Annotated in this window: 24 protein-coding genes and 1 pseudogene; 13 read left to right on the plus strand and 12 right to left on the minus strand. The window is 50.9% G+C overall.

The features are described from left to right. Window positions 1-72 precede the first annotated feature (72 nt). Window positions 73-861 (minus strand): enoyl-ACP reductase FabI, encoded by a 789-nt coding sequence (fabI, locus tag OGY13_RS11910; protein WP_020996373.1) that lies wholly within the window; start codon window positions 859-861, stop codon window positions 73-75. A 442-nt stretch (window positions 862-1,303) separates the two neighbouring features. Here fabI and OGY13_RS11915 point away from each other — a divergent pair, with 442 nt between their 5' ends. Beyond that, window positions 1,304-1,996 (plus strand): EAL domain-containing protein, encoded by a 693-nt coding sequence (locus OGY13_RS11915; protein WP_213752789.1) that lies wholly within the window; start codon window positions 1,304-1,306, stop codon window positions 1,994-1,996. 38 nt (window positions 1,997-2,034) lie between these two features. On the opposite strand, the gene sapF is transcribed toward OGY13_RS11915, so the two are convergent. From sapF to sapA, 5 genes are read right to left on the minus strand one after another with little or no spacing between them, the layout of a single operon-like run. Then, window positions 2,035-2,841 carry a peptide ABC transporter ATP-binding protein SapF gene (gene sapF, locus OGY13_RS11920; RefSeq protein ID WP_003020558.1) on the minus strand — a complete coding sequence of 269 codons (807 nt, stop codon included), beginning with the start codon at window positions 2,839-2,841 and terminating at the stop codon, window positions 2,035-2,037. Between the two features lies 1 nt (window position 2,842). Continuing rightward, a complete protein-coding gene (gene sapD, locus OGY13_RS11925; RefSeq protein WP_003020556.1) occupies window positions 2,843-3,835 on the minus strand; it encodes a peptide ABC transporter ATP-binding protein SapD in 993 nt (330 codons plus the stop codon). Then, complete coding sequence (gene sapC / locus OGY13_RS11930; protein WP_213752790.1) at window positions 3,835-4,725, minus strand: peptide ABC transporter permease SapC; 891 nt, start codon at window positions 4,723-4,725, stop codon at window positions 3,835-3,837. Before sapC ends, sapD begins: the two co-directional genes overlap by 1 nt. Beyond that, on the minus strand, window positions 4,712-5,677 hold the full coding sequence (sapB, locus tag OGY13_RS11935; RefSeq protein ID WP_003020545.1) for a peptide ABC transporter permease SapB: 966 nt from the start codon (window positions 5,675-5,677) through the stop codon (window positions 4,712-4,714). Before sapB ends, sapC begins: the two co-directional genes overlap by 14 nt. After that, window positions 5,674-7,317 (minus strand): ABC transporter substrate-binding protein SapA, encoded by a 1,644-nt coding sequence (sapA, locus tag OGY13_RS11940; RefSeq protein WP_003833288.1) that lies wholly within the window; start codon window positions 7,315-7,317, stop codon window positions 5,674-5,676. The genes sapB and sapA overlap by 4 nt, the downstream gene beginning before the upstream one ends. A gap of 534 nt (window positions 7,318-7,851) precedes the next feature. Between sapA and OGY13_RS11945 the strand changes: the two genes are divergently transcribed. Then, the gene (locus OGY13_RS11945) at window positions 7,852-8,304 is read left to right on the plus strand and encodes an SgcJ/EcaC family oxidoreductase (protein ID WP_003833285.1); all 453 of its coding nucleotides are present in this window, start codon (window positions 7,852-7,854) and stop codon (window positions 8,302-8,304) included. A gap of 41 nt (window positions 8,305-8,345) precedes the next feature. Here OGY13_RS11945 and OGY13_RS11950 read toward each other — a convergent pair whose 3' ends face one another. Next, on the minus strand, window positions 8,346-8,990 hold the full coding sequence (locus tag OGY13_RS11950) for a quinolone resistance pentapeptide repeat protein QnrB9 (RefSeq protein ID WP_004201260.1): 645 nt from the start codon (window positions 8,988-8,990) through the stop codon (window positions 8,346-8,348). A 94-nt stretch (window positions 8,991-9,084) separates the two neighbouring features. After that, a complete protein-coding gene (gene pspF, locus OGY13_RS11955; protein WP_167819984.1) occupies window positions 9,085-10,074 on the minus strand; it encodes a phage shock protein operon transcriptional activator in 990 nt (329 codons plus the stop codon). 155 nt (window positions 10,075-10,229) lie between these two features. Between pspF and pspA the strand changes: the two genes are divergently transcribed. The 4 genes from pspA to pspD are packed head-to-tail and all read left to right on the plus strand — an operon-like array spanning window position 10,230 to window position 11,775. Next, window positions 10,230-10,898, plus strand: a complete 669-nt coding sequence (gene pspA, locus OGY13_RS11960; protein ID WP_003020532.1) for a phage shock protein PspA — start codon at window positions 10,230-10,232, stop codon at window positions 10,896-10,898. A 54-nt stretch (window positions 10,899-10,952) separates the two neighbouring features. Further along, entirely contained in the window at window positions 10,953-11,177 is a 225-nt protein-coding gene (gene pspB / locus OGY13_RS11965) for an envelope stress response membrane protein PspB (protein ID WP_003020509.1), read from the plus strand. Next, window positions 11,177-11,536: an envelope stress response membrane protein PspC gene (pspC, locus tag OGY13_RS11970; protein WP_003020497.1), complete on the plus strand. Its 360-nt coding sequence runs from the start codon at window positions 11,177-11,179 to the stop codon at window positions 11,534-11,536. The genes pspB and pspC overlap by 1 nt, the downstream gene beginning before the upstream one ends. A gap of 8 nt (window positions 11,537-11,544) precedes the next feature. Further along, window positions 11,545-11,775, plus strand: a complete 231-nt coding sequence (pspD, locus tag OGY13_RS11975) for a phage shock protein PspD (RefSeq protein WP_003833267.1) — start codon at window positions 11,545-11,547, stop codon at window positions 11,773-11,775. Window positions 11,776-11,940: 165 nt separating this feature from the next. Here pspD and OGY13_RS11980 read toward each other — a convergent pair. Beyond that, a pseudogene (locus OGY13_RS11980) lies at window positions 11,941-12,066 on the minus strand (LacI family DNA-binding transcriptional regulator); the annotation flags it as partial. A 155-nt stretch (window positions 12,067-12,221) separates the two neighbouring features. Here OGY13_RS11980 and pspE point away from each other — a divergent pair. From pspE to tyrR, 4 genes are all read left to right on the plus strand, one after another. Next, window positions 12,222-12,539, plus strand: coding sequence for a thiosulfate sulfurtransferase PspE (gene pspE, locus OGY13_RS11985; protein ID WP_008784913.1), 318 nt, complete (start codon window positions 12,222-12,224; stop codon window positions 12,537-12,539). Window positions 12,540-12,681: 142 nt separating this feature from the next. After that, window positions 12,682-14,079: a YcjX family GTP-binding protein gene (locus tag OGY13_RS11990; RefSeq protein ID WP_032944430.1), complete on the plus strand. Its 1,398-nt coding sequence runs from the start codon at window positions 12,682-12,684 to the stop codon at window positions 14,077-14,079. Further along, window positions 14,076-15,137, plus strand: a complete 1,062-nt coding sequence (locus OGY13_RS11995; RefSeq protein WP_032943592.1) for a YcjF family protein — start codon at window positions 14,076-14,078, stop codon at window positions 15,135-15,137. Before OGY13_RS11990 ends, OGY13_RS11995 begins: the two co-directional genes overlap by 4 nt. A 147-nt stretch (window positions 15,138-15,284) precedes the next feature. Then, window positions 15,285-16,829 (plus strand): transcriptional regulator TyrR, encoded by a 1,545-nt coding sequence (gene tyrR / locus OGY13_RS12000; protein ID WP_008784910.1) that lies wholly within the window; start codon window positions 15,285-15,287, stop codon window positions 16,827-16,829. Window positions 16,830-16,882: 53 nt separating this feature from the next. Here the strand turns inward: tyrR and tpx are convergent, their stop codons facing one another. Then, the gene (gene tpx / locus OGY13_RS12005; RefSeq protein ID WP_003020437.1) at window positions 16,883-17,389 is read right to left on the minus strand and encodes a thiol peroxidase; all 507 of its coding nucleotides are present in this window, start codon (window positions 17,387-17,389) and stop codon (window positions 16,883-16,885) included. Between the two features lie 115 nt (window positions 17,390-17,504). On the opposite strand from tpx, the gene ycjG reads away from it, so the two are divergent. After that, a complete protein-coding gene (gene ycjG / locus OGY13_RS12010; RefSeq protein WP_008784909.1) occupies window positions 17,505-18,470 on the plus strand; it encodes an L-Ala-D/L-Glu epimerase in 966 nt (321 codons plus the stop codon). Here the strand turns inward: ycjG and mpaA are convergent. Next, on the minus strand, window positions 18,445-19,173 hold the full coding sequence (mpaA, locus tag OGY13_RS12015) for a murein tripeptide amidase MpaA (RefSeq protein WP_060682138.1): 729 nt from the start codon (window positions 19,171-19,173) through the stop codon (window positions 18,445-18,447). The two genes, ycjG and mpaA, sit on opposite strands and share 26 nt — an antisense overlap. A 184-nt stretch (window positions 19,174-19,357) precedes the next feature. Here mpaA and mppA point away from each other — a divergent pair, with 184 nt between their 5' ends. Further along, window positions 19,358-20,971, plus strand: coding sequence for a murein tripeptide ABC transporter substrate-binding protein MppA (gene mppA, locus OGY13_RS12020; RefSeq protein WP_008784907.1), 1,614 nt, complete (start codon window positions 19,358-19,360; stop codon window positions 20,969-20,971). 194 nt (window positions 20,972-21,165) lie between these two features. Continuing rightward, entirely contained in the window at window positions 21,166-21,741 is a 576-nt protein-coding gene (locus OGY13_RS12025) for a hypothetical protein (RefSeq protein ID WP_103285287.1), read from the plus strand. Between the two features lie 537 nt (window positions 21,742-22,278). Here the strand turns inward: OGY13_RS12025 and OGY13_RS12030 are convergent. Next, window positions 22,279-22,443: a hypothetical protein gene (locus OGY13_RS12030; RefSeq protein WP_158654536.1), complete on the minus strand. Its 165-nt coding sequence runs from the start codon at window positions 22,441-22,443 to the stop codon at window positions 22,279-22,281. Window positions 22,444-22,458 lie beyond the last annotated feature (15 nt).

Genomic DNA, 22,458 nt, shown 5'->3' on the forward strand with positions numbered 1-22,458 from the left:
TGGGACAGGGTAGAGGGGAATTAAAAACGAGCATCACGGGCGACGGTGGGCCGCCCAGAGAAGAGTGGATGATTATTTCAGTTCTAGTTCATTCATTGCAGCGATGCTGAAACCACCGTCAACGTGTACAACTTCACCTGAGATACCGGCAGAAAGATCGGAACACAGGAATGCCGCAGAGTTGCCCACATCTTCAATGGTAACAGTGCGGCGAATCGGCGTAACAGCTTCGCAATGGGCCAGCATTTTACGGAAATCTTTGATACCGGAAGCGGCGAGGGTGCGGATTGGACCTGCGGAAATTGCGTTTACGCGTACGCCTTCAGGCCCCATTGCGTTAGCCATATAACGGACGTTTGCTTCCAATGAGGCTTTCGCCAGGCCCATCACGTTATAGTTCGGGATTGCACGCTCTGCGCCCAGATAGGACAACGTCAATAGCGCAGAGCCAGGGTTTAGCATGGAACGACATGCTTTTGCCATCGCAACAAAGCTATAAGCGCTAATGTCATGCGCAATTTTAAATCCTTCGCGGGTAACTGCATTCACATAATCACCATCCAGTTGGTCAGCAGGTGCGAAGCCGATGGAGTGTACGAAACCGTCGAATTTCGGCCAGGCTTTGCTCAGTTCAGCAAACATGGCGTCAATGCTGGCATCTTCAGCTACATCACACTGCAAAACAATGTTGGAGCCTAATTGCGCTGCAAATTCTTCCACACGACCTTTCAGCTTGTCGTTCTGGTAGGTGAACGCCAGTTCGGCACCTTCGCGATGCATCGCCTGAGCGATTCCCCATGCGATAGACAATTTACTGGCAAGGCCTGTCACCAGAATGCGCTTACCTGATAAAAAACCCATGGCTTTAATCCTTTTGGTTAACACTTATCTTTTATCAATCAATGAGTTATGATTGACGCATCAAACACACTCGAAATTGGCCTGAAATTATATCCCACGCTTTTTCCCTGGAGAATGGTTATCCGCCTCACGTGACCTGTCACGTTATTACATGTGAGGAGTATATCATCCCCCTCCGCTTATGCTTCGTTCAGGCATCTAACGTCGGTGAATCAGAGAAAATACGAGGTTTCAAAGGCATTGAAATGGTATTATTTCATTGCTAGCTGATGTTAATAAACATAGCAAGGTAGGAACTTTCTTAAAACATAAAACATGACAATATTCAGCTTGTTATGATATATTGTTTTTATCGATCAATATCGATTCATTGATCGATATTATTGATTGATTGTGATTAGAAGTGCATTATCAGGATGTTATGATCAATTGGAGTGGTCTTATGCACTATCATTTCATCGCGGAACCGATGAGAGACACAACAGATAAATTACTGGGTGTAGAGATTAACGCCCGGTTTACTTCAGATACGGTTCACCCGTTGCATCCAGATTTCATCATTTCAGCGTGGGATAGCGAACAAAAGCGTAATTTCATGCTCGAGCAAATTCGACTAATTGCCGAAAAGCGTGATTGGTTTGAGCGCAACAGCCTTATTTGCACCCTGAACCTCATTGACGAAATGGCACTGCTGGCGATTGCTGATCCAGCCATCAAGTCGGCCTTACATGCTCTACCATTTATTGCACTGGAACTTTCAGAACGTTTTCTGTCGAATACCGTGTGCCTGAATAATCTGCTGATTAATTCACTTCGCGACGGCCCAAACGCATTGTGGTTGGGCGATCTTGGCTCCGGCAGCGTAGGGGCCAGTCCGCTGGTTTGCGGTCATTTTGACGTTGTGAAACTGGATCGCGGTTTCTTCCTGGAACAGGTAGAAAAACCGATGTTCCCGGTGCTGATCAAAAATATCAGGGAATATTGCGACCGTGTTGTGGTGAAGGGAGTAGAAACAGTACGATTTATTGACGAGGCCAGTACCGCAGGTGTCTGGGCAATGCAAGGTGGTGCCCTTTACCCGTCAGTCGCGTTTACCGAAGTTGATACGCTGCTCTTACCCACGTTGCGTCACTGATGGCAGATTGCCCCCCGGTTGAGGAGGGCAGCCGTTTGCTAACGATCTTTTCGCCAGGCATCAGCGGTGAGCGCTTCGCCGAAATGACCTGCAATCAGGCGGCGGGTAAGCTCATGAAGCGGGGACGCCAGAACATCCGCTGTACTGCCGCGTTCTACCACTTCGCCCTGATGCATGACTAATACCTGATCGCTGATGTGCTTCATCATGCCAATATGTTGGGTCACATAGATATACGAAATCCCCTGTTTTTCCTGCAATTCCAGCATCAGATTGATGAGCTGTGAACGCATCGACATGTCCAGAGAGGCCAGGGCTTCGTCGGCGATAATGACTTTGGGGCGTAAAATGAGCGCACGGGCAAGGCCCAGACGCTGTTTTTGCCCTGGGGCCAACATATGTGGGTAATAGCTTACGTGATCGGGCAGCAGCCCGACCATGCGCATGGTCTCCACGATCTGTTTACGACGCTGCTCAGGCTCGAGGTCGGTATTCAGACGTAGCGGAAAATCGAGGATTTGCGAGATACGTTGCCGCGGATTAAGCGATGTTGACGGATCCTGGAAAATCATACGGATCCGCTGACTACGAAATGAATAATCGCCATATTTTAACGGATGATCGTCAATCAGCAGCTCACCGCTGGTGGGTTCAATCATACCCGCCAACATTTTAGCCAGCGTAGATTTCCCCGAACCGTTTTCACCAATGACGGCGAGCGTCTGACGTTCACGCAGGGTGAAACTCAGGGGCTTAACGGCCTCAACGGTCTGGCGGCGAAATAAACCTGTCCGGTAGCGAAAGGTTTTGCTCAGATTACGAACTTCGAGCAGGGTTTCTACCATCTCACTCTCTCTCCATGTTCAGCGGGAAATGACAGGCGTAGAGATGATTTTTTGCTCCGGTCAGTCTTGGGGTTTCAATACATTCGCGTTGTGCATAAGGACAGCGTGGCCCCAGACGGCAGCCGATGGGTAATTGTTCCAGCAATGGAATAGCTCCTGGCATGGTATTCAGGCGGCTTTTGTGCGGCATCGCGCTACCAAAATCCGGAATAGCGCGAATCAACGCTTGAGTATAAGGATGATGCGGAATTGTCACCAAATCTTTACTTGGCGCGGTTTCGACCGTTTGTCCGCAGTACATCACGTTGATTTTGTCAGCCCACTGGCTGAGCATTTGAAGGTCATGGCTTATCAACAAAATGGTAGTATTGCTGTTTTGATTCAGACGGGTTAGCAGACGGAAAATTTGCGCCTGGGTGGTTGGCTCCATCGCGTTCGTTGGTTCATCGGCAATCAGCAAACGCGGCTGATTCGCTAATGCGATAGCGATCATGACCTTCTGACATTCGCCATCGGTCAGCTCATATGGAAAGCTGCGCATGGCGTCTTTATGGTCTTTTATCCCGACGCGGTGCAAGAGTTCAATCGCACGGCGTTTGCGCCAACCGATGCGCTGCCACCAGCGACCTTTGTAGGTCCATGCCGGAATATTTTGCATCAGTTGACGTCCGATACGCTCGGACGGATCGAGACATGACTGCGGCTCCTGAAAGATCATGGAGACGTTATGACCGACCAATTTGCGTCGTTCACGCGCCGAAAGGCGTAGCAGATCGATATCATCAAAACGCATACGGTCTGCGGTTACGCGCCAGTTATCTTTAGCAACCCCGCAAATGGCCTTAGCGATCAGACTTTTGCCTGATCCAGATTCACCGACCAGCCCGCGGATTTCACCCTCATTCAAGGTCATGCTGACACGATCAACAGCCTTAACCCAGTCGTCACCGGTTCTGAATTCAATGGTCAGGTTGCGGATATCCAGTAATGGCATTACTCCACCCCCGCAATAATTGCGCGGCGCACGCCGTCACCCAGTAGGTTAACCAGCAACACGCTTATCATAATTGCCGCGCCTGGCAGCATCACCGTCCACGGTGCGACATAAATCAGCTCCAGCGCGTCGCCGAGCATGGCTCCCCATTCCGGGGACGGCAGCTGTGCGCCAAGGTCGAGAAAACCCAGCGCGGCGATATCCAGAATCGCCATCGACAGTGCGCGGGTGATTTCAGTAATAAGGCCAGCGGTAATATTGGGCAGAACGGCGAACCACAGAATATTCAGTGTGGTTGCACCGTCCAGGCGAGCGGCAATGACGTACTCTTTCTCCAGCTCGTCATGCACCATGCTGTAAACGGAGCGCACCATGCGCGGCAGCAGCGCCAGCCAGACGGCAAACATGGCGTGTGTCAGGTGCGGCCCGGCAAAGGCCACCACAATAATCGCCAGCAGCAGAGAAGGGATCGACAGCAGGGTGTCCAGAATGTGGTTCAGCACCGCAGAGCGCAAGCCGTGCGTCGCACCGGCAACTACGCCCAATACCAGGCCACACAGCGTGGCGGCAAGAGTGACGACAAACGCGCCGCCAACGGTCGGGGCCGCGCCGCTGAGCAGACGACTTAAAACGTCACGTCCTAGATCGTCAGTCCCGAGGAAGAATGAGACTTCGCCATAGCGCGACCATGACGGCGGTAAAAGCTGATAGCCGAGAAATTGCTGATCGATGCCGTAAGGGGCAAACCAACCACCAAAAATACACAGAATAACCAGTCCCGCACAGCCGTACAGGCCAATCATCGCAGTCGCATCGCCATAGAAATTGCGCCATGCGGTGCGCAACGTACCTGGCGGGCGTTTTTCGCTGTAGACGCTATCGTAAGGCATACCATTCCTTATGTTTCAGAGGGTTAGCCATAGCACCCAAAATATCAGAGATGACGTTAACGATAATAACCAGTGAGCCAATCACCATCACGCCCGCTGAAATCGCCGCGTAATCCTGCTGGCGAATCGCGTTAATCAGCCAACGACCAAGACCTGGCCAGCTAAAGACCATCTCGGTGATCATCGCCAATGTCAGCATGGTGGAAAACTGTAAGCCCAGACGCGGGATCACCGGCGGAAGGGCATTGTGCAGGACGTGACGACGCAGAATCGTTAATCGTGACAAACCGCGCGTGGCCGCCGCTTTGACATAGTTCTGATCAAAGACCTCAATGGTGCTGATACGCATCAGGCGGATGACTTCGGTGGTGGGCGCAACGGAGAGCGTCAGCACCGGGAGCACCATATGACGGATAGCGCTGACCAGCATTTCATCGCGCCAGGGCGAGTCGGAGATCCACGCATCAATAATGGCAAAACCGGTAACAGGTTTCACCTCGTAGAGAAGATCAAAACGCCCGGAAACGGGTAACCAGCCGAGGGTCAGCGAGAAGAGCAATGTCAGCAGCAGCGCCAGCCAAAAAACGGGGATAGAAAATCCCATCAGAGCCAATGCGCTGATGCAGCGGTCCTGCCATTTGTTCCGCGTGATACCGGCCAGCATACCAACGGGGATCCCAACCATTAGTGCAAAACCAAAGGCAAGAATGCACAGCTCCATTGTGGCCGGGAACACCTCTTTCAGCTGCTCTGAGATCAACTGGCCGTTGATACTGGATACGCCGAAATCCCAGTGAATGAGACCATTGAACCAGAATACCCATGCGTTCCACAGCGATGCACCCTGTAACGGCGCATGAGGCGTGAAGTAGCTCAGGCTGAAGCCAATAAAGGTCAGGAAGAACAGGGTTACCAGTAGCAATAAAAATCGACGCAAGGTGAAGATAATCATGGTTTTTTCACCTCATCTTTCTTTTCCCTGGACACGCCGGCAAAAGAGGCATTACCGAATGGACTGAGCACCAACCCTTTGATGTCGTAGCGGTAAGCCTGTAGACGCAGTGAAGAGGCCAGTGGCAGGATCGGTAACTCTTGGGCAAGAATATTTTGCGCTTCGTCATAGGCATCAATTCGCGATGAAAGCTGCTGCGAAGAGAGAGCCTTGCGCAGAATGCTGTCAAACTGCGGATTACACCAGTGGGCAAAGTTGGTCTGTGAATTGATGGCGGCACAGCTGAGCAACGGCCGGAAAAAACTGTCAGGATCGTTACTGTCCGTCGCCCAGCCGGATAACGTCAGATCATGGTTCATATCCATTAATCTCGCCTCCTGAAAACGACCTTCTACCGGGATGATCTTCACTTTCACACCCACCTGAGCCATATCTGCCTGAATCAGCTCGGCGGTTTTCAGCGGACTGGGGTTCCAGGCCTGAGAGCTGGTAGGGACCCAAAGTTGTAACGTCAGATTCTCCAGCCCCAGCGCTTTTAGCTGCTCGCGCGATTTTGCCGGGTTGTATTCTGTAATTTTAGCTTCGTTATCATAAGCCCACGAGGCGCGAGGCAAAATAGATGCCGCGGTTTCTGCCGTCCCGTAGTAGATAGACTGCATTAAGCGCTGGTTGTTGATCGCTAGCGCCAGCGCATGCCGCACGGCAGGGTTATTCAACGGCGGTTTATTGGTGTTGAACGCCAGATAGGCAATGTTCATTCCCGGGCGCAGCGTTAAACGCAGGCGAGGGTCATCACGCAATATGCTGAGCTGGCTGGCGGCAGGCCAGGCAAGAACGTCACATTCGCCAGTGAGTAATTTCGATAAGCGTCCGGTTCCACCAGAACCGAGATCCACTACGACCTGCGGCATCAGAGGAGTGCCACGCCAGAATTTTTCATGTCGCTGCAACCGAATATATTGGCCGGCACGATTCTCCGAAAGCTGGTACGGGCCTGTGCCGACGGGTTGTCTGTCGAGCAACTCCTGGCGATCCTGTTTTGCCAGATTAGCGGCATATTCCGCCGACATTACGGATGCATAGTGTGTGGCAAGGTGCCACATAAAGGAGGCATCCGGTTGCGTTAAGCGGAATTCAACGGTGTTGTTGTCCAGTTTGCGCACGCTTTGGACGTTATCGGCAAACTGCAGGCTGTCGAAGTAGGGGAAACTGCTGCCGTTCACATTGTGCCACGGATGGTGGCGATCAAAGATGCGCTCGAAGGTAAACACCACATCGTCTGCATTCAGTTTGCGGGTGGGGGTGAACCAGGCCGTCTTCTGAAACTGAACGTCACGACGCAGATGAAAGCGGTAGGTTGCGCCGTTATCCAGCACCTCCCAGCTTTCAGCAAGCTCAGGCACCAGCCGATAGGTGTAGGGATCTACATCAAGCAGTCGGTCATACAATTGGGCCGCTAACGTATCGACGATGAGACCGCTGCTCGTTTTTTGTGGGTTGAACGTATTGACTTGCCCGCTGACGCAATAGACAAACCCACTGTCACGGATATCAGCGTGCGGAGCTTGCTCAGGCGCAGCAGCAGCCTGACCACTCAGAAATCCAGCCATCACGATCAGAGATGATAAAACCAGGCGCATAATTTTAATGGATTATATAAAGAGGCTATCTTACTAATACTTAATGACATTTGCCATTACCGTTTGTTTTTGGGAGTAACAGGCTCGATAAGCGCGAGTTCAACACCGCGACATGGTCAAAATTCATACCTGCTATCCACTTTGAATCTTCTCTGTTAACTATCTTAGCATTTTCATGGCCCATCTGACTTGCTATAAACGTGGGGGCGTACCTGTCGTTGTTTACTGATTGATATCAGTGTGTGCTCGGAAGATGGAGTATGGCATCGATAACGAAGTGTGGAGCGAGCATTTAGAGTGTCACTATCAATGCTGAACTATAATCATTCAGGAAGTAGTACACGTTATGTGAGTTGTAATAGCTAAAGTATCTATAATTATTTCAATATGTTAATTCCATTTTTTCTTCATGGCATCTTAATCTTCTCACCCATTTATGGTGATGATTTCCATTGGTTATTAAATGCATTTTGGCTTTGATCCTGGTTATGAACGGTTTTCTGTTGCCATTTAACTTCTAATGGAATGAATTGTATGAATAAATTACTGAGCCTTGTTGTTTCACTTGCCCTATTGCCTGGAGCCGTTTTTGCAGCGTCGACTCCAGACTGTGTGAAGGTGAATAAAGCGCAAATCGAAGCGCTATTTGATAAGTGGAACGAGTCATTGAAAACAGGTAACGCGCAGACGGTATCTGAAAATTATCTTAGCGATGCGGTATTGCTGCCTACTGTATCCAATAAAGCGCGTTTAACGGACGCTGAACGTGTTGATTATTTCGAGCATTTTCTTGCGAAAAAGCCGACCGGGAAAATTGACATGCGTACCATTCGCCTGGGGTGCAATAAGGCGATAGACACCGGTACCTACACATTTACCTTCGCGGACAAATCAACGGTTTCAGCCCGCTACACATTCACTTATGCATGGGACGGTAAAGAGTGGAAAATTTCCACACACCACTCTTCAGCGATGCCTGAGGGGTAAAAAGCAGTGCAGGGGGCGGAATATTCACCGCTCCCTGAAGACTAGCCAATAATCGCGATGCCAAGACGTTCCATGAGCAGCGATGCCTGGTAGTTGTCCAACTTAACGCCTTGTAAATCAACGCCCCGAATATCTAAGTCACCCAACTCCGAATTGGTCAGATCGCAATGTGTGAAGTTTGCTGCTCGCCAGTCGAAAGTCGAAAACTCGCCGCCGGAGAGATCTGAACCACTGAACGTCGCGCCCAGTACCTGGGCACCCATCCAACGGTTTTCCCACAGCTCACACTTTTCCAACACGACTTTCGAAAAATTGGCGTAGCTTAGATTTGTGTTAGTGATATATGCACTGCAAAACCAGGTGCGAGTAGTGATCATATTCATAAAGCTTGCGCCGCGGAAATCTGCGCCTTGCGCACGACAGTGGCGAATTTCAATGCCAAGCGCACTGGCATTGCGAAAATCCGCCATGGATAAATCACAGCTTTTAAAAATGGCATCTTTCAGCATCGCACGACTAAAATTGCACCCTTTCTGGCTTTCACGATCATAGAACTGACAGCCGATAAATTCAGTGCCGCTCAGGTCGGCACCTGAAAAATCACAGTTAAAAAATGTACTATTTTCAATTTTCTCACCGGTGAAGCGGTTCCTGTCAATTTTTTCGCCAACGAGTGCCAGAGCCATATTTGTACCTGTTTTTTTATACAGTAATGGTGTCATGGTAAACCCTGATGAGGTTATGCGTCAAATCCGCCAATATGACATCTGCAAATGTGCGTTAAATCTGGTGTTTTTTCAGCAAAGCGCGAAGCTGATGGTAAGTCAGCCCCAGTAATTCAGCGGCTTTTTTCTGGTTAAATTTTGCCTGCTGTAAGCTGGTTTGTAGAAAGTCTTTCTCTTGCTGCTGCTGGAATTCACGCAGATCCAGCGGTAAACCTACAGACATCGGTTTAGTTTCCGACGCCTGCGGCTGAGTAGTGTGGCGGCGGAAGGGGTCAATGATTATCTCATCCAGCGGGTAATCACTGGTTCCATGCCGGTAAACGGATCGCTCCACGACGTTTTTCAGTTCACGAATATTGCCCGGCCAACGGTAGTGGAGGAGAGTTTCTCTGGCCTCGGCACTAAAACCCGGAAACAGAGGTAATCCGATCTCGCGGCACATCTGAATGGCAAAATGCTCGGCCATTAACATAATGTCACTTTGACGCTCGCGTAACGGTGGGAGTTGCACCACGTCAAAGGCCAGGCGATCCAGCAGGTCCGCGCGGAAAGTGCCTTCGCTGACCATGCGAGGTAAGTCGGCATTGGTCGCACAAACAAGTCGTACGTTAACTTGCAACGGCTGGCTGCCACCAACGCGCTCCAGCTCGCCATATTCAATAACCCGCAGTAATTTTTCCTGTACCAACATCGGGGCGGTTGCCAGTTCATCGAGAAACAGCGTACCGCCGTCGGCGCGTTCGAAACGTCCTGGATGGCGTTTTTGCGCGCCGGTAAAGGCACCCGCTTCGTGACCAAACAGTTCGGAATCAAGCAAATTTTCGTTTAGAGCCGCGCAGTTAAGCGAAATAAACGGGCCTTGCCAGCGGGTGGAGAGGTAGTGCAGGCGGTTGGCAATAAGTTCTTTCCCGGTCCCGCGCTCACCTATAACCAGTACAGGTTTATCCAGCGGTGCCAGATGAGAAACCTGCTCCAGCACTTCAATAAAGCTGTTCGCTTCACCCAGAAGATTATCTTTGTATCCAGCCATGATGAAATTCACCATTTGTTAGTGTTATTCACCAATTTACCCTAATTTTCGCAACAGGTAAAATTAGATATAATTATTAGAATCAATTAGATAAAAAGTTGGCACGCCAAGTGCATTACGAAAACAGCAGGGCATAGCCCGATATCAGAACAGTAAGTGAGGATTACATTATGGGTATTTTTTCTCGTTTTGCCGACATCGTGAACGCCAACATTAATGCGTTGCTGGAAAAGGCTGAAGATCCGCAGAAACTGGTGCGGTTGATGATCCAGGAAATGGAAGACACGCTGGTTGAGGTACGTTCTAACTCAGCGCGTGCGCTGGCAGAAAAGAAACAATTATCTCGCCGTATCGAACAGGCCAGTGCCCAACAGGCAGAGTGGCAGGAAAAAGCAGAACTAGCGCTGCGTAAAGAGAAAGAAGATCTGGCGCGTTCTGCGTTAATTGAAAAGCAGAAACTGACCGATTTAATTGCCTCTCTGGAGCATGAGGTGACGCTGGTTGACGATACGCTGGCGCGTATGAAAAAAGAGATCGGTGAGCTGGAAAATAAACTCAGTGAAACCCGTGCTCGTCAGCAGGCGTTGATGTTGCGTCATCAGGCAGCGAGTTCTTCGCGTGATGTCCGTCGTCAACTGGACAGCGGTAAACTCGATGAAGCGATGGCGCGCTTTGAATCTTTCGAGCGTCGTATCGATCAGATGGAAGCCGAGGCTGAAAGCCATAACTTCGGTAAACAGAAGTCTCTGGATCAGCAATTTGCTGACCTGAAAGCAGATGATGAAATCAGCGAGCAGCTGGCGCAACTTAAAGCCAAAATGCAGCAAGACAAGCAATAATAACATCTGGCGGCGCCCGAACGCGCCGCCGCTCATCACCTGTAAGGAGTACTCATGAGCGCGCTATTTCTGGCTATCCCGTTAACCATCTTTGTGTTGTTCGTTTTACCGATTTGGCTCTGGCTGCACTACAGCAACCGTTCCAGTCGTGGCGAACTGTCGCAAAGTGAACAGCAACGCCTGGTTGAACTCAACGATGACGCACAGCGGATGCGCGAGCGCATTCAGGCGCTGGAAGACATCCTCGATGCTGAACATCCAAACTGGAGGGACCGTTAATGGGAGGCGTTAATCTGAACAAAAAACTGTGGCGTATTCCGCAGCAGGGCATGGTGAAGGGGGTTTGCGCAGGTATTGCGCATTATCTCGATGTGCCTGTGAAGCTGGTACGGATCCTGGTGGTGTTGTCAGTCTTTTTTGGCCTGGCCTTTTTCACCTTCGTCGCCTACATCGTGCTGACCTTTGTGTTGGATCCGATGCCGGACAATGTGGTTTCCGGCGAGCAGCAGCCATCAAGCGGTGAGCTGTTGGATGCCGTCGATCGCGAGCTGGCGGCTAGTGAAAAGCGTTTACGTGAAATGGAGCGTTATGTGACGTCCGATACTTTTTCCTTACGTAGTCGCTTCCGTCAATTGTGAGGACAGAAATGAACAATCGCTGGCAACGTGCCGGGCAAAGGGTTAAGCCGGGCTTTAAAATAGCAGGTAAGCTGGTGCTTCTGACCGCGCTGCGCTACGGCCCGGCGGGTGTAGCAGGGTGGGCGGTGAAGTCCGTCGCCCGACGCCCGCTAAAAATGCTGCTGGCGTTGGTTCTGGAACCGGTGTTGAGTCGGGCTGCGGCAAAATTGTCGAAACGCTATTCAGGTAATCAACCCTGATATTTGAATCAGCAAAAGCAAGCAACAATTAATCAACATTCCCTCAGTTAATTTGCGGCAGCTTACAAATATAATTTGGGGGCTGTCAAAATTCTTTTGGGTTGTTACCACGGGTATTGAAGGTGAACTAAAAAATCTATTTCGCAGGGCATTAATACCCAGGTTTTATATCAGGAAGTCGGTCAGCAATATTTGTGTTCCTATCGTGATATTCTGTAATCCTTTCTCACCTGCAATCAGATTAAATAATAAATTACAGCTTTGCTCACCTAATTGTTGGGTAGGAACATCAAATGTGGGTAGAAAAATCAACAGGCTAACTGCAGCATGGGTAACCTGAGGAACAATCGTCCGCGCCTGCAGACGGTGATAATGCGGTCGCAATATTTTCTTAAGAACTGGCGTATAGTGTAGAGGTAAATCCAACTATCAGTCAGGAAGATATTATGTTGAAAAAAGGTGTATTAGCGTTGGCTCTGGTCATCGGCATGCCGGTTTACGCAGCCGAACACTGGATCGATGTTCGCGTTCCTGAACAGTACCAACAGCAGCATATTCAGGGGGCCGTCAATATTCCATTAAAAGAAATGAAGGCACGTATTGCAGCTGAAGTTCCTGATAAGAACGACACTGTGAAGCTGTACTGCAACTCCGGGCGTCAATCGGGACAAGCGAAGGATATGTTGACTGAAATGGGCTATACGCAGGTGACGAATGAAGGTGGCATCAACCAGATCTCGCTTCCTAAAGTAGAGAATAAATAAGCCGTACGCAGTTCTTCTGCTCCTGGCGGTAAGAATAATGCCGCCAGGTACCGCCCAGGTAGTTGATAAGTAAGAATTGACCCCTATCTTTACTTCCTGTTTGTTATAATTTCTTCGGTTCCTTCAGCAAAACGGGATGGCGATGAAGCGACTTAAAAATGAACTCAATTCGCTGGTTAATCGCGGCGTAGACCGGCATTTACGCCTGGCTGTCACCGGACTTAGCCGCAGCGGTAAGACGGCGTTTATCACTGCGATGGTAAACCAGTTACTCAATATTCATGCCGGTGCGCGTCTGCCGTTGCTCAGTTGCGTGCGCGAAGAGCGTTTGCTCGGCGTAAAACGGGTTCCTCAACGCGATTTTGGCATTCCGCGCTTTACCTATGATGAGGGACTGGCGCAACTGTACGGCTCTCCGCCAACCTGGCCGACCCCTACGCGCGGCGTGAGTGAAATACGTCTGGCGCTGCGCTATAAATCCAATGACTCTTTACTGCGCCACTTTAAAGACACCTCTACGCTGTACCTGGAGATCGTCGATTATCCGGGGGAGTGGCTGCTCGATTTACCGATGCTTGCCCAGGATTATCTGAGCTGGTCGCGGCAAATGACCGGATTATTGCAGGGGCAGCGGGGCGAATGGTCGGCAAAATGGCGGCAGTTATGCCAGGGGCTGGATCCGTTGGCGCCTGCTGATGAAAACCGTCTGGCGGAAATTGCTGCCGCCTGGACGGAGTATCTGCATCAGTGTAAACAGCAGGGCCTGCATTTTATTCAACCGGGCCGTTTTGTCCTGCCCGGGGATATGGCGGGCGCGCCTGCGCTGCAATTCTTCCCGTGGCCGGATGTCGATGCCTGGGGGGAATCAAAGCTGGCGCAGGCTGACAAACACACCAACGCGGGCATGTTGCGCGAAAGATTCAATTATTACTGCGAAAAGGTCGTCAAAGGGTTTTATAAGAATCACTTCCTGCGCTTTGACCGCCAGATTGTGCTGGTCGATTGCCTGCAGCCGCTCAACAGCGGGCCACAGGCGTTCAACGACATGCGTCTGGCGCTTACCCAGTTGATGCAAAGCTTCCATTACGGGCAGCGTACGCTGTTTCGTCGGCTATTTTCTCCGGTGATCGACAAGCTGCTGTTTGCCGCCACCAAAGCCGACCACGTCACGGTCGATCAGCACGCCAATATGGTGTCGTTATTGCAGCAGTTGATCCAGGACGCATGGCAAAACGCGGCGTTCGAAGGTATCAGCATGGATTGTCTGGGGCTGGCATCGGTGCAGGCAACCACCAGCGGCTTGATCGATGTGAAAGGTGAAAAGATCCCGGCGCTGCGAGGTAATCGTCTGAGCGATGGCGAACCGCTGACAGTCTATCCGGGCGAGGTTCCCGCGCGACTGCCCGGACAGGCATTTTGGGACCGCCAGGGCTTTCAGTTTGAGGCGTTTCGCCCGCAGGTTATGGATGTCGATAAACCCTTACCGCATATCCGCCTTGATGCCGCGCTGGAGTTTTTAATAGGAGATAAATTGCGATGAGCGAGCCGTTAAAACCGCGTATCGATTTCTCAGGTCCGCTGGACGTGGAACAAAACACGGCGTTTAAAGCGCAGCAAATGTTCAATGAGACGGAGGCGCAGACTTTTTCTCCAGCGAAAGTGGATGAACCCCTGGAAGACGAAGGTCAGGCGGAGGCCGTCATTGATGCGGCCTTACGCCCCAAACGCAGTCTGTGGCGCAAGATGGTGATGGGCGGGCTGGCGCTGTTTGGCGTAAGCGTTGTTGCTCAGGGTGTGCAGTGGACCATGAACGCCTGGCAGACTCAGGACTGGGTCGCGCTGGGAGGATGTGCCGCAGGCGCATTGATTATCGGCGCAGGTGTCGGATCGGTGGCGACCGAGTGGCGCAGATTGTGGCGATTGCGTCAGCGCGCGCACGAACGTGATGAAGCGCGAGACTTGCTCCACAGCCATGGAACCGGAAAAGGTCGTGCATTTTGTGAAAAACTGGCGCAGCAGGCGGGTATCGATCAGTCGCATCCGGCTCTACAGCGTTGGTATGCCTCAATTCATGAAACGCAGAACGATCGCGAAGTGGTCAGCCTGTATGCCCATCTTGTGCAGCCGGTACTGGATGCGCAAGCCCGGCGTGAGATTAGCCGTTCAGCGGCAGAGTCCACGCTGATGATTGCCGTCAGTCCGTTGGCGCTGGTGGATATGGCGTTTATCGCCTGGCGAAATCTGCGGCTGATTAATCGCATTGCATCGCTGTATGGCATTGAACTTGGTTATTACAGCCGTCTGCGCCTGTTCCGCCTGGTGTTGTTGAATATCGCTTTTGCCGGGGCCAGTGAGCTGGTGCGGGAAGTAGGGATGGACTGGATGTCGCAGGATTTAGCCGCCCGCTTATCAACGCGTGCCGCACAGGGCATTGGGGCGGGGTTGTTAACGGCGCGTCTGGGCATTAAAGCTATGGAACTTTGCCGACCGCTGCCGTGGATCGATGATGATAAGCCACGACTGGGCGATTTTCGCCGTCAACTGATTGGTCAGGTGAAAGAGACCTTACAAAAGAACAAATCTCCGCGCGAAAGTTAGCTAAAAAACAGGCGCCGATCGTATAACTTTACGCCCCGGCGCCTAATTTTCCAGCGCGCTGTCAATATTTGTTGACAGAGTTCTTCCTGCGAACCAAATACTGTCTTATCATTTACTACATAATCCCTTGTCCTGATGAAGGTTCCTATGCGTTTGGAAGTCTTTTGTGAAGACCGTCTTGGTCTGACCCGCGAACTGCTCGATTTACTGGTGCTGAGAAGCATTGATTTACGCGGTATCGAGATTGACCCCATCGGGCGGATTTACCTTAATTTTGCGGAGCTGGAGTTCACCAACTTCAGCAGCCTGATGGCTGAAATTCGCCGTATTTCGGGTGTTACGGATGTGCGCACCGTGCCCTGGATGCCTTCTGAACGTGAACATCTGGCGCTAAGTGCGCTGCTTGAAGCGTTGCCAGAGCCGGTCCTTTCTCTTGATATGAAAAGCAAAGTTGAGATGGCGAACCCTGCGAGCTGTCAACTTTTTGCGCACACCCAGGAGCGGATGCGCAACCATACCGCAGCCCAGTTAATCAATGGGTTTAACTTCCAGCGCTGGCTGGAAAGCAATCCGCAGGATTCCCATAGCGAACATGTCGTGATTAACGGGCAGAATTTCCTGATGGAAATTACGCCTGTCCATTTGCAGGGCGAAAATCAGGAGCAGATGCTGACCGGCGCGGTGGTGATGTTGCGCTCCACCATTCGAATGGGACGTCAGTTGCAAAATATGACTACGCAGGATCTCAGCGCGTTTAGCCAGATTATTGCCGTCAGCGCCAAAATGAAACACGTGGTGGAACAGGCGCGCAAGCTGGCGACGCTGAGCGCGCCGCTGCTGATTACTGGTAATACCGGCACCGGCAAAGATCTCTTTGCTCACGCCTGCCATCTGGCAAGCCCACGTGCGTCGAAACCGTATCTGGCGCTGAACTGCGCGTCAATCCCTGAAGATGCGGTTGAAAGCGAGCTGTTTGGCCATGCGCCGGAAGGTAAAAAAGGGTTCTTTGAGCAGGCGAATGGCGGTTCGGTTCTGTTAGATGAAATTGGCGAAATGTCGCCGCGTATGCAGACCAAATTGCTGCGTTTTCTCAATGACGGTACGTTCCGTCGCGTGGGAGAAGATCACGAAGTTCATGTTGATGTCCGTGTGATTTGCGCGACGCAAAAGAACCTTGTGGAGCTGGTGCAGAAAGGACTTTTCCGTGAAGACCTCTATTATCGTCTGAATGTACTGACGTTAAACCTGCCACCGCTGCGCGATTGCCCACAAGATATTATGCCGCTCACCGAACTGTTCGTGGCGCGTTTTGCCGATGAGCAGGGCGTGCCGCGTCCGAAGCTGTCCGCCGATCTCAGCACGGTGTTAACCCGTTACGGTTGGCCGGGCAACGTGCGTCAGCTTAAAAACGCTATCTACCGGGCGCTGACCCAGCTTGAAGGTTATGAGCTGCGGCCGCAGGATATTTTACTGCCGGATTATGATGCGGCAACGGTTGCGGTCGGAGAAGAGGTAATGGAAGGGTCGCTGGATGAAATTACCAGCCGCTTTGAACGCTCCGTGCTGACGCAGCTGTATATGAATTATCCCAGCACACGCAAGCTGGCCAAGCGCCTCGGCGTTTCGCATACCGCGATTGCCAATAAATTGCGCGAGTACGGCCTGAGCCAACAGAAAAAAAGCGAAGAGTAATGCCGTAAATGAAAATGCCTCCATCCGGAGGCATTTTTGTATGCAAACGCAGCTTACGCTTTCAGTACGTCCAGCGCCGCTGTGTAGTCTGGTTCGTTGGTGATTTCATTGACCAGTTGGCTGAAAACAACATTGTCATTTTCATCGATAACAACTACGGCACGTGCGGCCAGGCCTTTCAGCGGGCCTTCAGCGATTTCAACACCGTAGTTTTTCAGGAATTCTGCGTTGCGCAGGGTGGACAGCGTGATAACGTTGCTCAGACCTTCCGCGCCGCAAAAACGAGAGTGGGCGAATGGCAGGTCGGCCGAAATACACAGTACGACGGTATTGTCGATTTCTGTCGCCAGTTGGTTAAACTTACGTACCGATGCCGCGCAAACGCCAGTATCGATGCTTGGGAAAATATTCAGCACTTTGCGCTTGCCTGCAAACTGGCCCAGCGTAACGTCAGACAGGTCTTTAGCCACAAGGGTAAAAGCCTGAGCTTTGCTTCCAGCCTGAGGAATGGAGCCGGCAACTGCAACCGGGTTGCCCTGGAAATGAACGGTTTGTGACATGGTTATCTTCCTGTTTACATATAGTTAACGTCGAGGCTAGTTTATGCCATCAACAGTTAACACGGCAAACGCTATTTGCGGATATCCGTTTCAGGGACTGCATTAAGGAAAACAAATGAGAACAGTTAAGGTATATGAGGAAGCCTGGCCGCTGCACACTCCCTTTGTCATCGCCCGTGGGAGCAGGACCGAAGCGCATGTGGTAGTCGTCGAATTGACAGAAAATGGCGTCACAGGTATTGGCGAGTGCACACCGTACCCACGCTACGGTGAAAGCGATGCCTCTGTCCTGGCGCAAATTATGAGCATTGCACCACAACTGGAAAACGGACTGACGCGTGAAGAGCTGCAAAAGCTGCTGCCAGCAGGGGCTGCGCGAAATGCCGTAGACTGCGCGTTGTGGGATCTAAGTGCGCGTCAACAGCAGAAATCGCTGGCGGAATTGGTGGGAAGTGAACTGGCGGAAGTGGTGACGACGGCGCAAACCGTAGTGATTGGCTCGCCGGAACAAATGGCTGCGAGCGCGGCTGCGCTGTGGGGAAATGGCGCAAAACTGCTGAAAGTTAAACTGGATGCTCGCTTGATTAGTGAGCGGATGGTTGCCATTCGTGCGGCTGTTCCTGACGCTACGATTATTGTCGACGCCAATGAATCCTGGCGGGCAGAAGGCCTTGCGGCACGCTGTCAGCTGTTGGCTGATTTAGGGGTGGCAATGCTGGAGCAGCCGCTGCCGGCTCAGGATGATGCCGCTCTGGAGAATTTTGTGCATCCGCTGCCCATCTGCGCAGATGAAAGTTGCCACACTCGCAGCAGCCTGAAAGCGCTGCACGGACGCTATGAAATGGTCAATATCAAACTGGACAAAACAGGCGGTCTGACGGAAGCACTGGCGCTGGCAACGGAAGCCCGCGAGCAGGGATTTGCGCTGATGCTGGGCTGCATGCTGTGTACCTCCCGGGCTATCGGTGCGGCGTTACCGCTTACGCCGCAGGTTAACTTTGCCGATCTTGATGGCCCTACCTGGCTGGCCAGCGATGCGGAGCCAGCCCTGCATTTTACGACCGGGCAGCTCCATCTCTAGGGTGCCAGCGCAGCAGATTGGACATGGCCAGCAGGTATTTTTCGCTCGCTTCATCCGATGAAATGGGCGGAAATTCGGCGGTTATGCAGTGTAAATTCAGGTCTGCGCACCAGCTCCCAAAAGAGCCGGGCGTTTCATAACCTACGCTGGTGACCAGAGGCAATTCAAACGACTGTGCCAGCCACGAACCCAGCTCGCTGCTTCTGGGATCTTCAATACAGGCCAGTGGATCGTGAAAAGAGACTACCCAGGCGGGATGAATTCGGTGAATAAGCTGACACAACGCCTGGGTTTCTGGTTCCGAACCCGGACTTTCGCCGGTCAACAACACCACATCACGCTCTTCTGCGCTACTGTTCCAGCGGTACACCGTTTCGCCCGCTTTCCAGTTTGCGGCGGGAAAGTTACGGTTCAGATCGACGCCGTTCGCATTTGCGCGCAGTCCAAGCTGGCAACCGTCAGGGTTTACGGCCAGCACTACATGGTGGCGACGCAGAGAAGGGTTAAGCGTACGCAATGCGCAGGAAAGGGTAACGACCGAGGAGTTTTCGTCGCCGTGCGTTCCCGCCAGTATCAGACCGCTTTCACGATCGGCTGCCAGTGCAGGAAACCAGATTAGCGGTGCGCCTAACAATGAACGTCCGTAATGTTCGGTTCCAGGTGGGAATGCGCCGCGCTCGGCACGGGGACGGGTAACGGTCATAGTCATCTCTGAATGCTTGGATTGTTACTCGCAGTGTTGTGCAAAATGTATGGATAATCAAATCGTTTTCACACACTTATCTTTTCAGGTGTAATATCACTTTCTTGTCGGAAGTTAATTGCATTTCCTGCTGGCGATACAAATAATTACACATTCACTTAGTAGCCGGAATTGAGGGTATCTTATGCAGCATTCTGTTTCAGTAACCTGTTGTGCGTTGTTGGTTAGCAGCATTTCTTTATCCTGGGCTGCTGATGTTCCCAGCGGAACGGTACTGGCAGAGAAACAAGAACTGGTGCGTCATATAAAAGACGAACCGGCGTCGCTTGATCCGGCAAAAGCCGTCGGGCTGCCTGAAATACAGGTTATTCGTGATCTATTTGAAGGGCTGGTCAACCAGAATGAGAAGGGTGAGATCGTGCCTGGCGTCGCTACCCAGTGGAAGAGTAACGATAACCGCATCTGGACGTTTACGCTGCGTGACAATGCGCAATGGGCCGATGGTACGCCGGTAACGGCGCAGGATTTTGTCTATAGCTGGCAGCGTCTGGTTGACCCAAAAACGCTGTCGCCGTTTGCCTGGTTTGCGGCGCTGGCGGGAATTAATAATGCTCAGGCTATTATCGATGGCAAAGCCACGCCTGATAAACTTGGCGTTAGTGCTGTCGATGCACGGACATTGAAAGTTCAACTGGATAAACCGCTGCCCTGGTTTGCCAATCTGACAGCGAGTTTTGCATTCTATCCGGTACAAAAAGCTAACGTTGAGAGCGGCAAAGAGTGGACCAAACCAGGCAATCTTATTGGTAACGGCGCCTATGTGCTCAAAGATCGCGTCGTGAACGAAAAACTGGAAGTGGTGCCGAACACGCATTATTGGGACAACGCCAAAACAGTGTTGCAAAAAGTCACCTTCCTGCCGATCAACCAGGAGTCAGCTGCGACCAAGCGCTATCTTGCGGGTGATATTGATATCACGGAATCCTTCCCGAAAAATATGTATCAGAAACTGTTGAAGGATATCCCGGGTCAGGTTTACACCCCGCCGCAGCTTGGTACTTATTATTATGCTTTCAATACCCAGAAGGGACCGACCGCCGATTCACGCGTGCGGCTGGCACTCAGCATGACTATCGATCGTCGTCTGATGGCGGAGAAGGTATTGGGTACAGGTGAGAAACCGGCATGGCATTTTACGCCGGATGTAACGGCAGGATTTGTGCCGGAACCTTCACCGTTTGAGCAAATGAGTCAGGAAGAACTGAACGCGCAGGCAAAAACGCTGCTTCGTGCGGCGGGCTATGGCCCACAGAAACCGCTTAAACTGACGCTGCTGTACAACACCTCAGAAAATCATCAGAAGATTGCTATCGCAGTGGCTTCTATGTGGAAGAAGAACCTCGGTGTTGACGTGAAACTGCAGAACCAGGAATGGAAAACGTATATCGACAGCCGTAATACCGGTAATTTTGATGTGATCCGCGCCTCATGGGTGGGTGACTACAATGAGCCTTCTACGTTCTTGTCGCTATTAACATCGACCCATACGGGCAATATCTCCCGCTTTAATGATCCGGCGTACGACAAAGTGTTGACCCAGGCAACTCTGGAGAATACAGAGAAAGCGCGCAATGCCGATTATAACGCCGCGGAGAAAATTCTGATGGAACAGGCACCTATTGCACCGATTTATCAGTATACCAACGGGCGTTTAATTAAACCGTGGCTGAAAGGGTATCCGATTACTAACCCTGAAGATGTGGCCTATAGCCGCACAATGTATATCGTTAAGCACTAGTTGAATACACTCTCCTGATAACCTTCGTTAACCTCATCTAAAACCAGAGCTGGCGCGGATTTCAGCGCCAGCACCTCTCGTATAATCGTAGTGGATGATGGCTTCTTTGAAACAGAGCGACGGGAAGAGGGTCATTGGATGCCACTACCAGCAGTACCGCAGCTGGACTGGGATAATCAGGTGAAGATTACTCTATGGGCGTATTCGCAAGGAAGATGAGAAAAATATTAATGATAATAAGGTTGCCAACAAAGATAGAGCTGATTTCATTCTGCTGTGCAGTCATTTGGGTTATTTGGTGTGCATGGGCAGACAAAATCACTCACGACACGTACCTTTTTGATGAGGGGCTTTATAAGTCAGTAATTGTTGGGACTTCCTTCCTAATAGGAATGTTCACTGCTTGGCGTGTGTACCTAAAGAATAAGTTCGCTGCAGGTATGGTTAAGAGGTTTTTTGGCGTTTGCCTCACCGTTATGATGTACCTGACTTTTATCTTTTGGAACGTTCCAGAGTTAATAATGATCTCATCAGCTAATAAGCATGAGAGTGACAATTACCGATTCAAGATGAGATATCCAACACAATCTGGAGGAAAAACCAGGTCATGTAAGGCTCATGTTATCTACTATGACACATATCTGAAGCGTGAAATCGCACTCTGTCACTGGGATGATGCTCCATCTTTTTTCTATACGGATTATATTCGCGTAGATAAGCTGATTTCAGGTATGGGCGCACAGATTATTTATCACGAAGCAGTTCATTGAGAAAATCCTATTCAAAGTTTAGCGGTCGCCATATGTCGGCCTTTTCTACTTCAGACTCACGGGAATCAACCACTACGTGCTTTGTTGATAAATCCAGCCGGTGAAGCCTGATCCTCTACACACAGAATAACTATGTCTGAGCCAATCATAATTGCCAGTGGGGTGACCTCCGCTACGGTAGGGATCACTTTCGCCACTATGTTCTTGGATTTAAGGGATTGATCCTTAATCTGATTGCAATGTAACTCAGACTCGAAGTCTGTATCTCGCAGGACCAGTATGTCGTAGCTATCAGCGTAAGCCCCCCATTTAAAACGGGCTAAATGTTTAGACTCACCATTAGGGTCGGTTAAATATAGGACACCATCCACCATCCACCATTCCTGCGTCGTACTTGTATAGCGTTTTTAACGCCAGCACGGGTGATCATCAGAGGCATATCCTGACCACGTTCATCATACCTCGCACAGCCAGTATTGATTCACCACTCCCGTTGGCGTTAGTACAATTCCAGGCATTCAGTACAGAATTGAAGCCTTATGCGATGATGTTATGTTGTTCTTTAGCCGCTTGAGTTTGAGCACTGCGGGCCAGCGCTTTCTCTTCATCGTAGTGAGAGCCATAGCCAGCAAGGACAGTCGTCGCGGCAAACAACAACATTAATTGACGATATTGGTTGTCTGTATTCGTAATTTTATCCATTTAGAACAATGAAAT

The sequence above is a fragment of the Citrobacter sp. Cpo045 genome (genome assembly GCF_030332875.1).
GTDB lineage: Bacteria > Pseudomonadota > Gammaproteobacteria > Enterobacterales > Enterobacteriaceae > Citrobacter > Citrobacter portucalensis.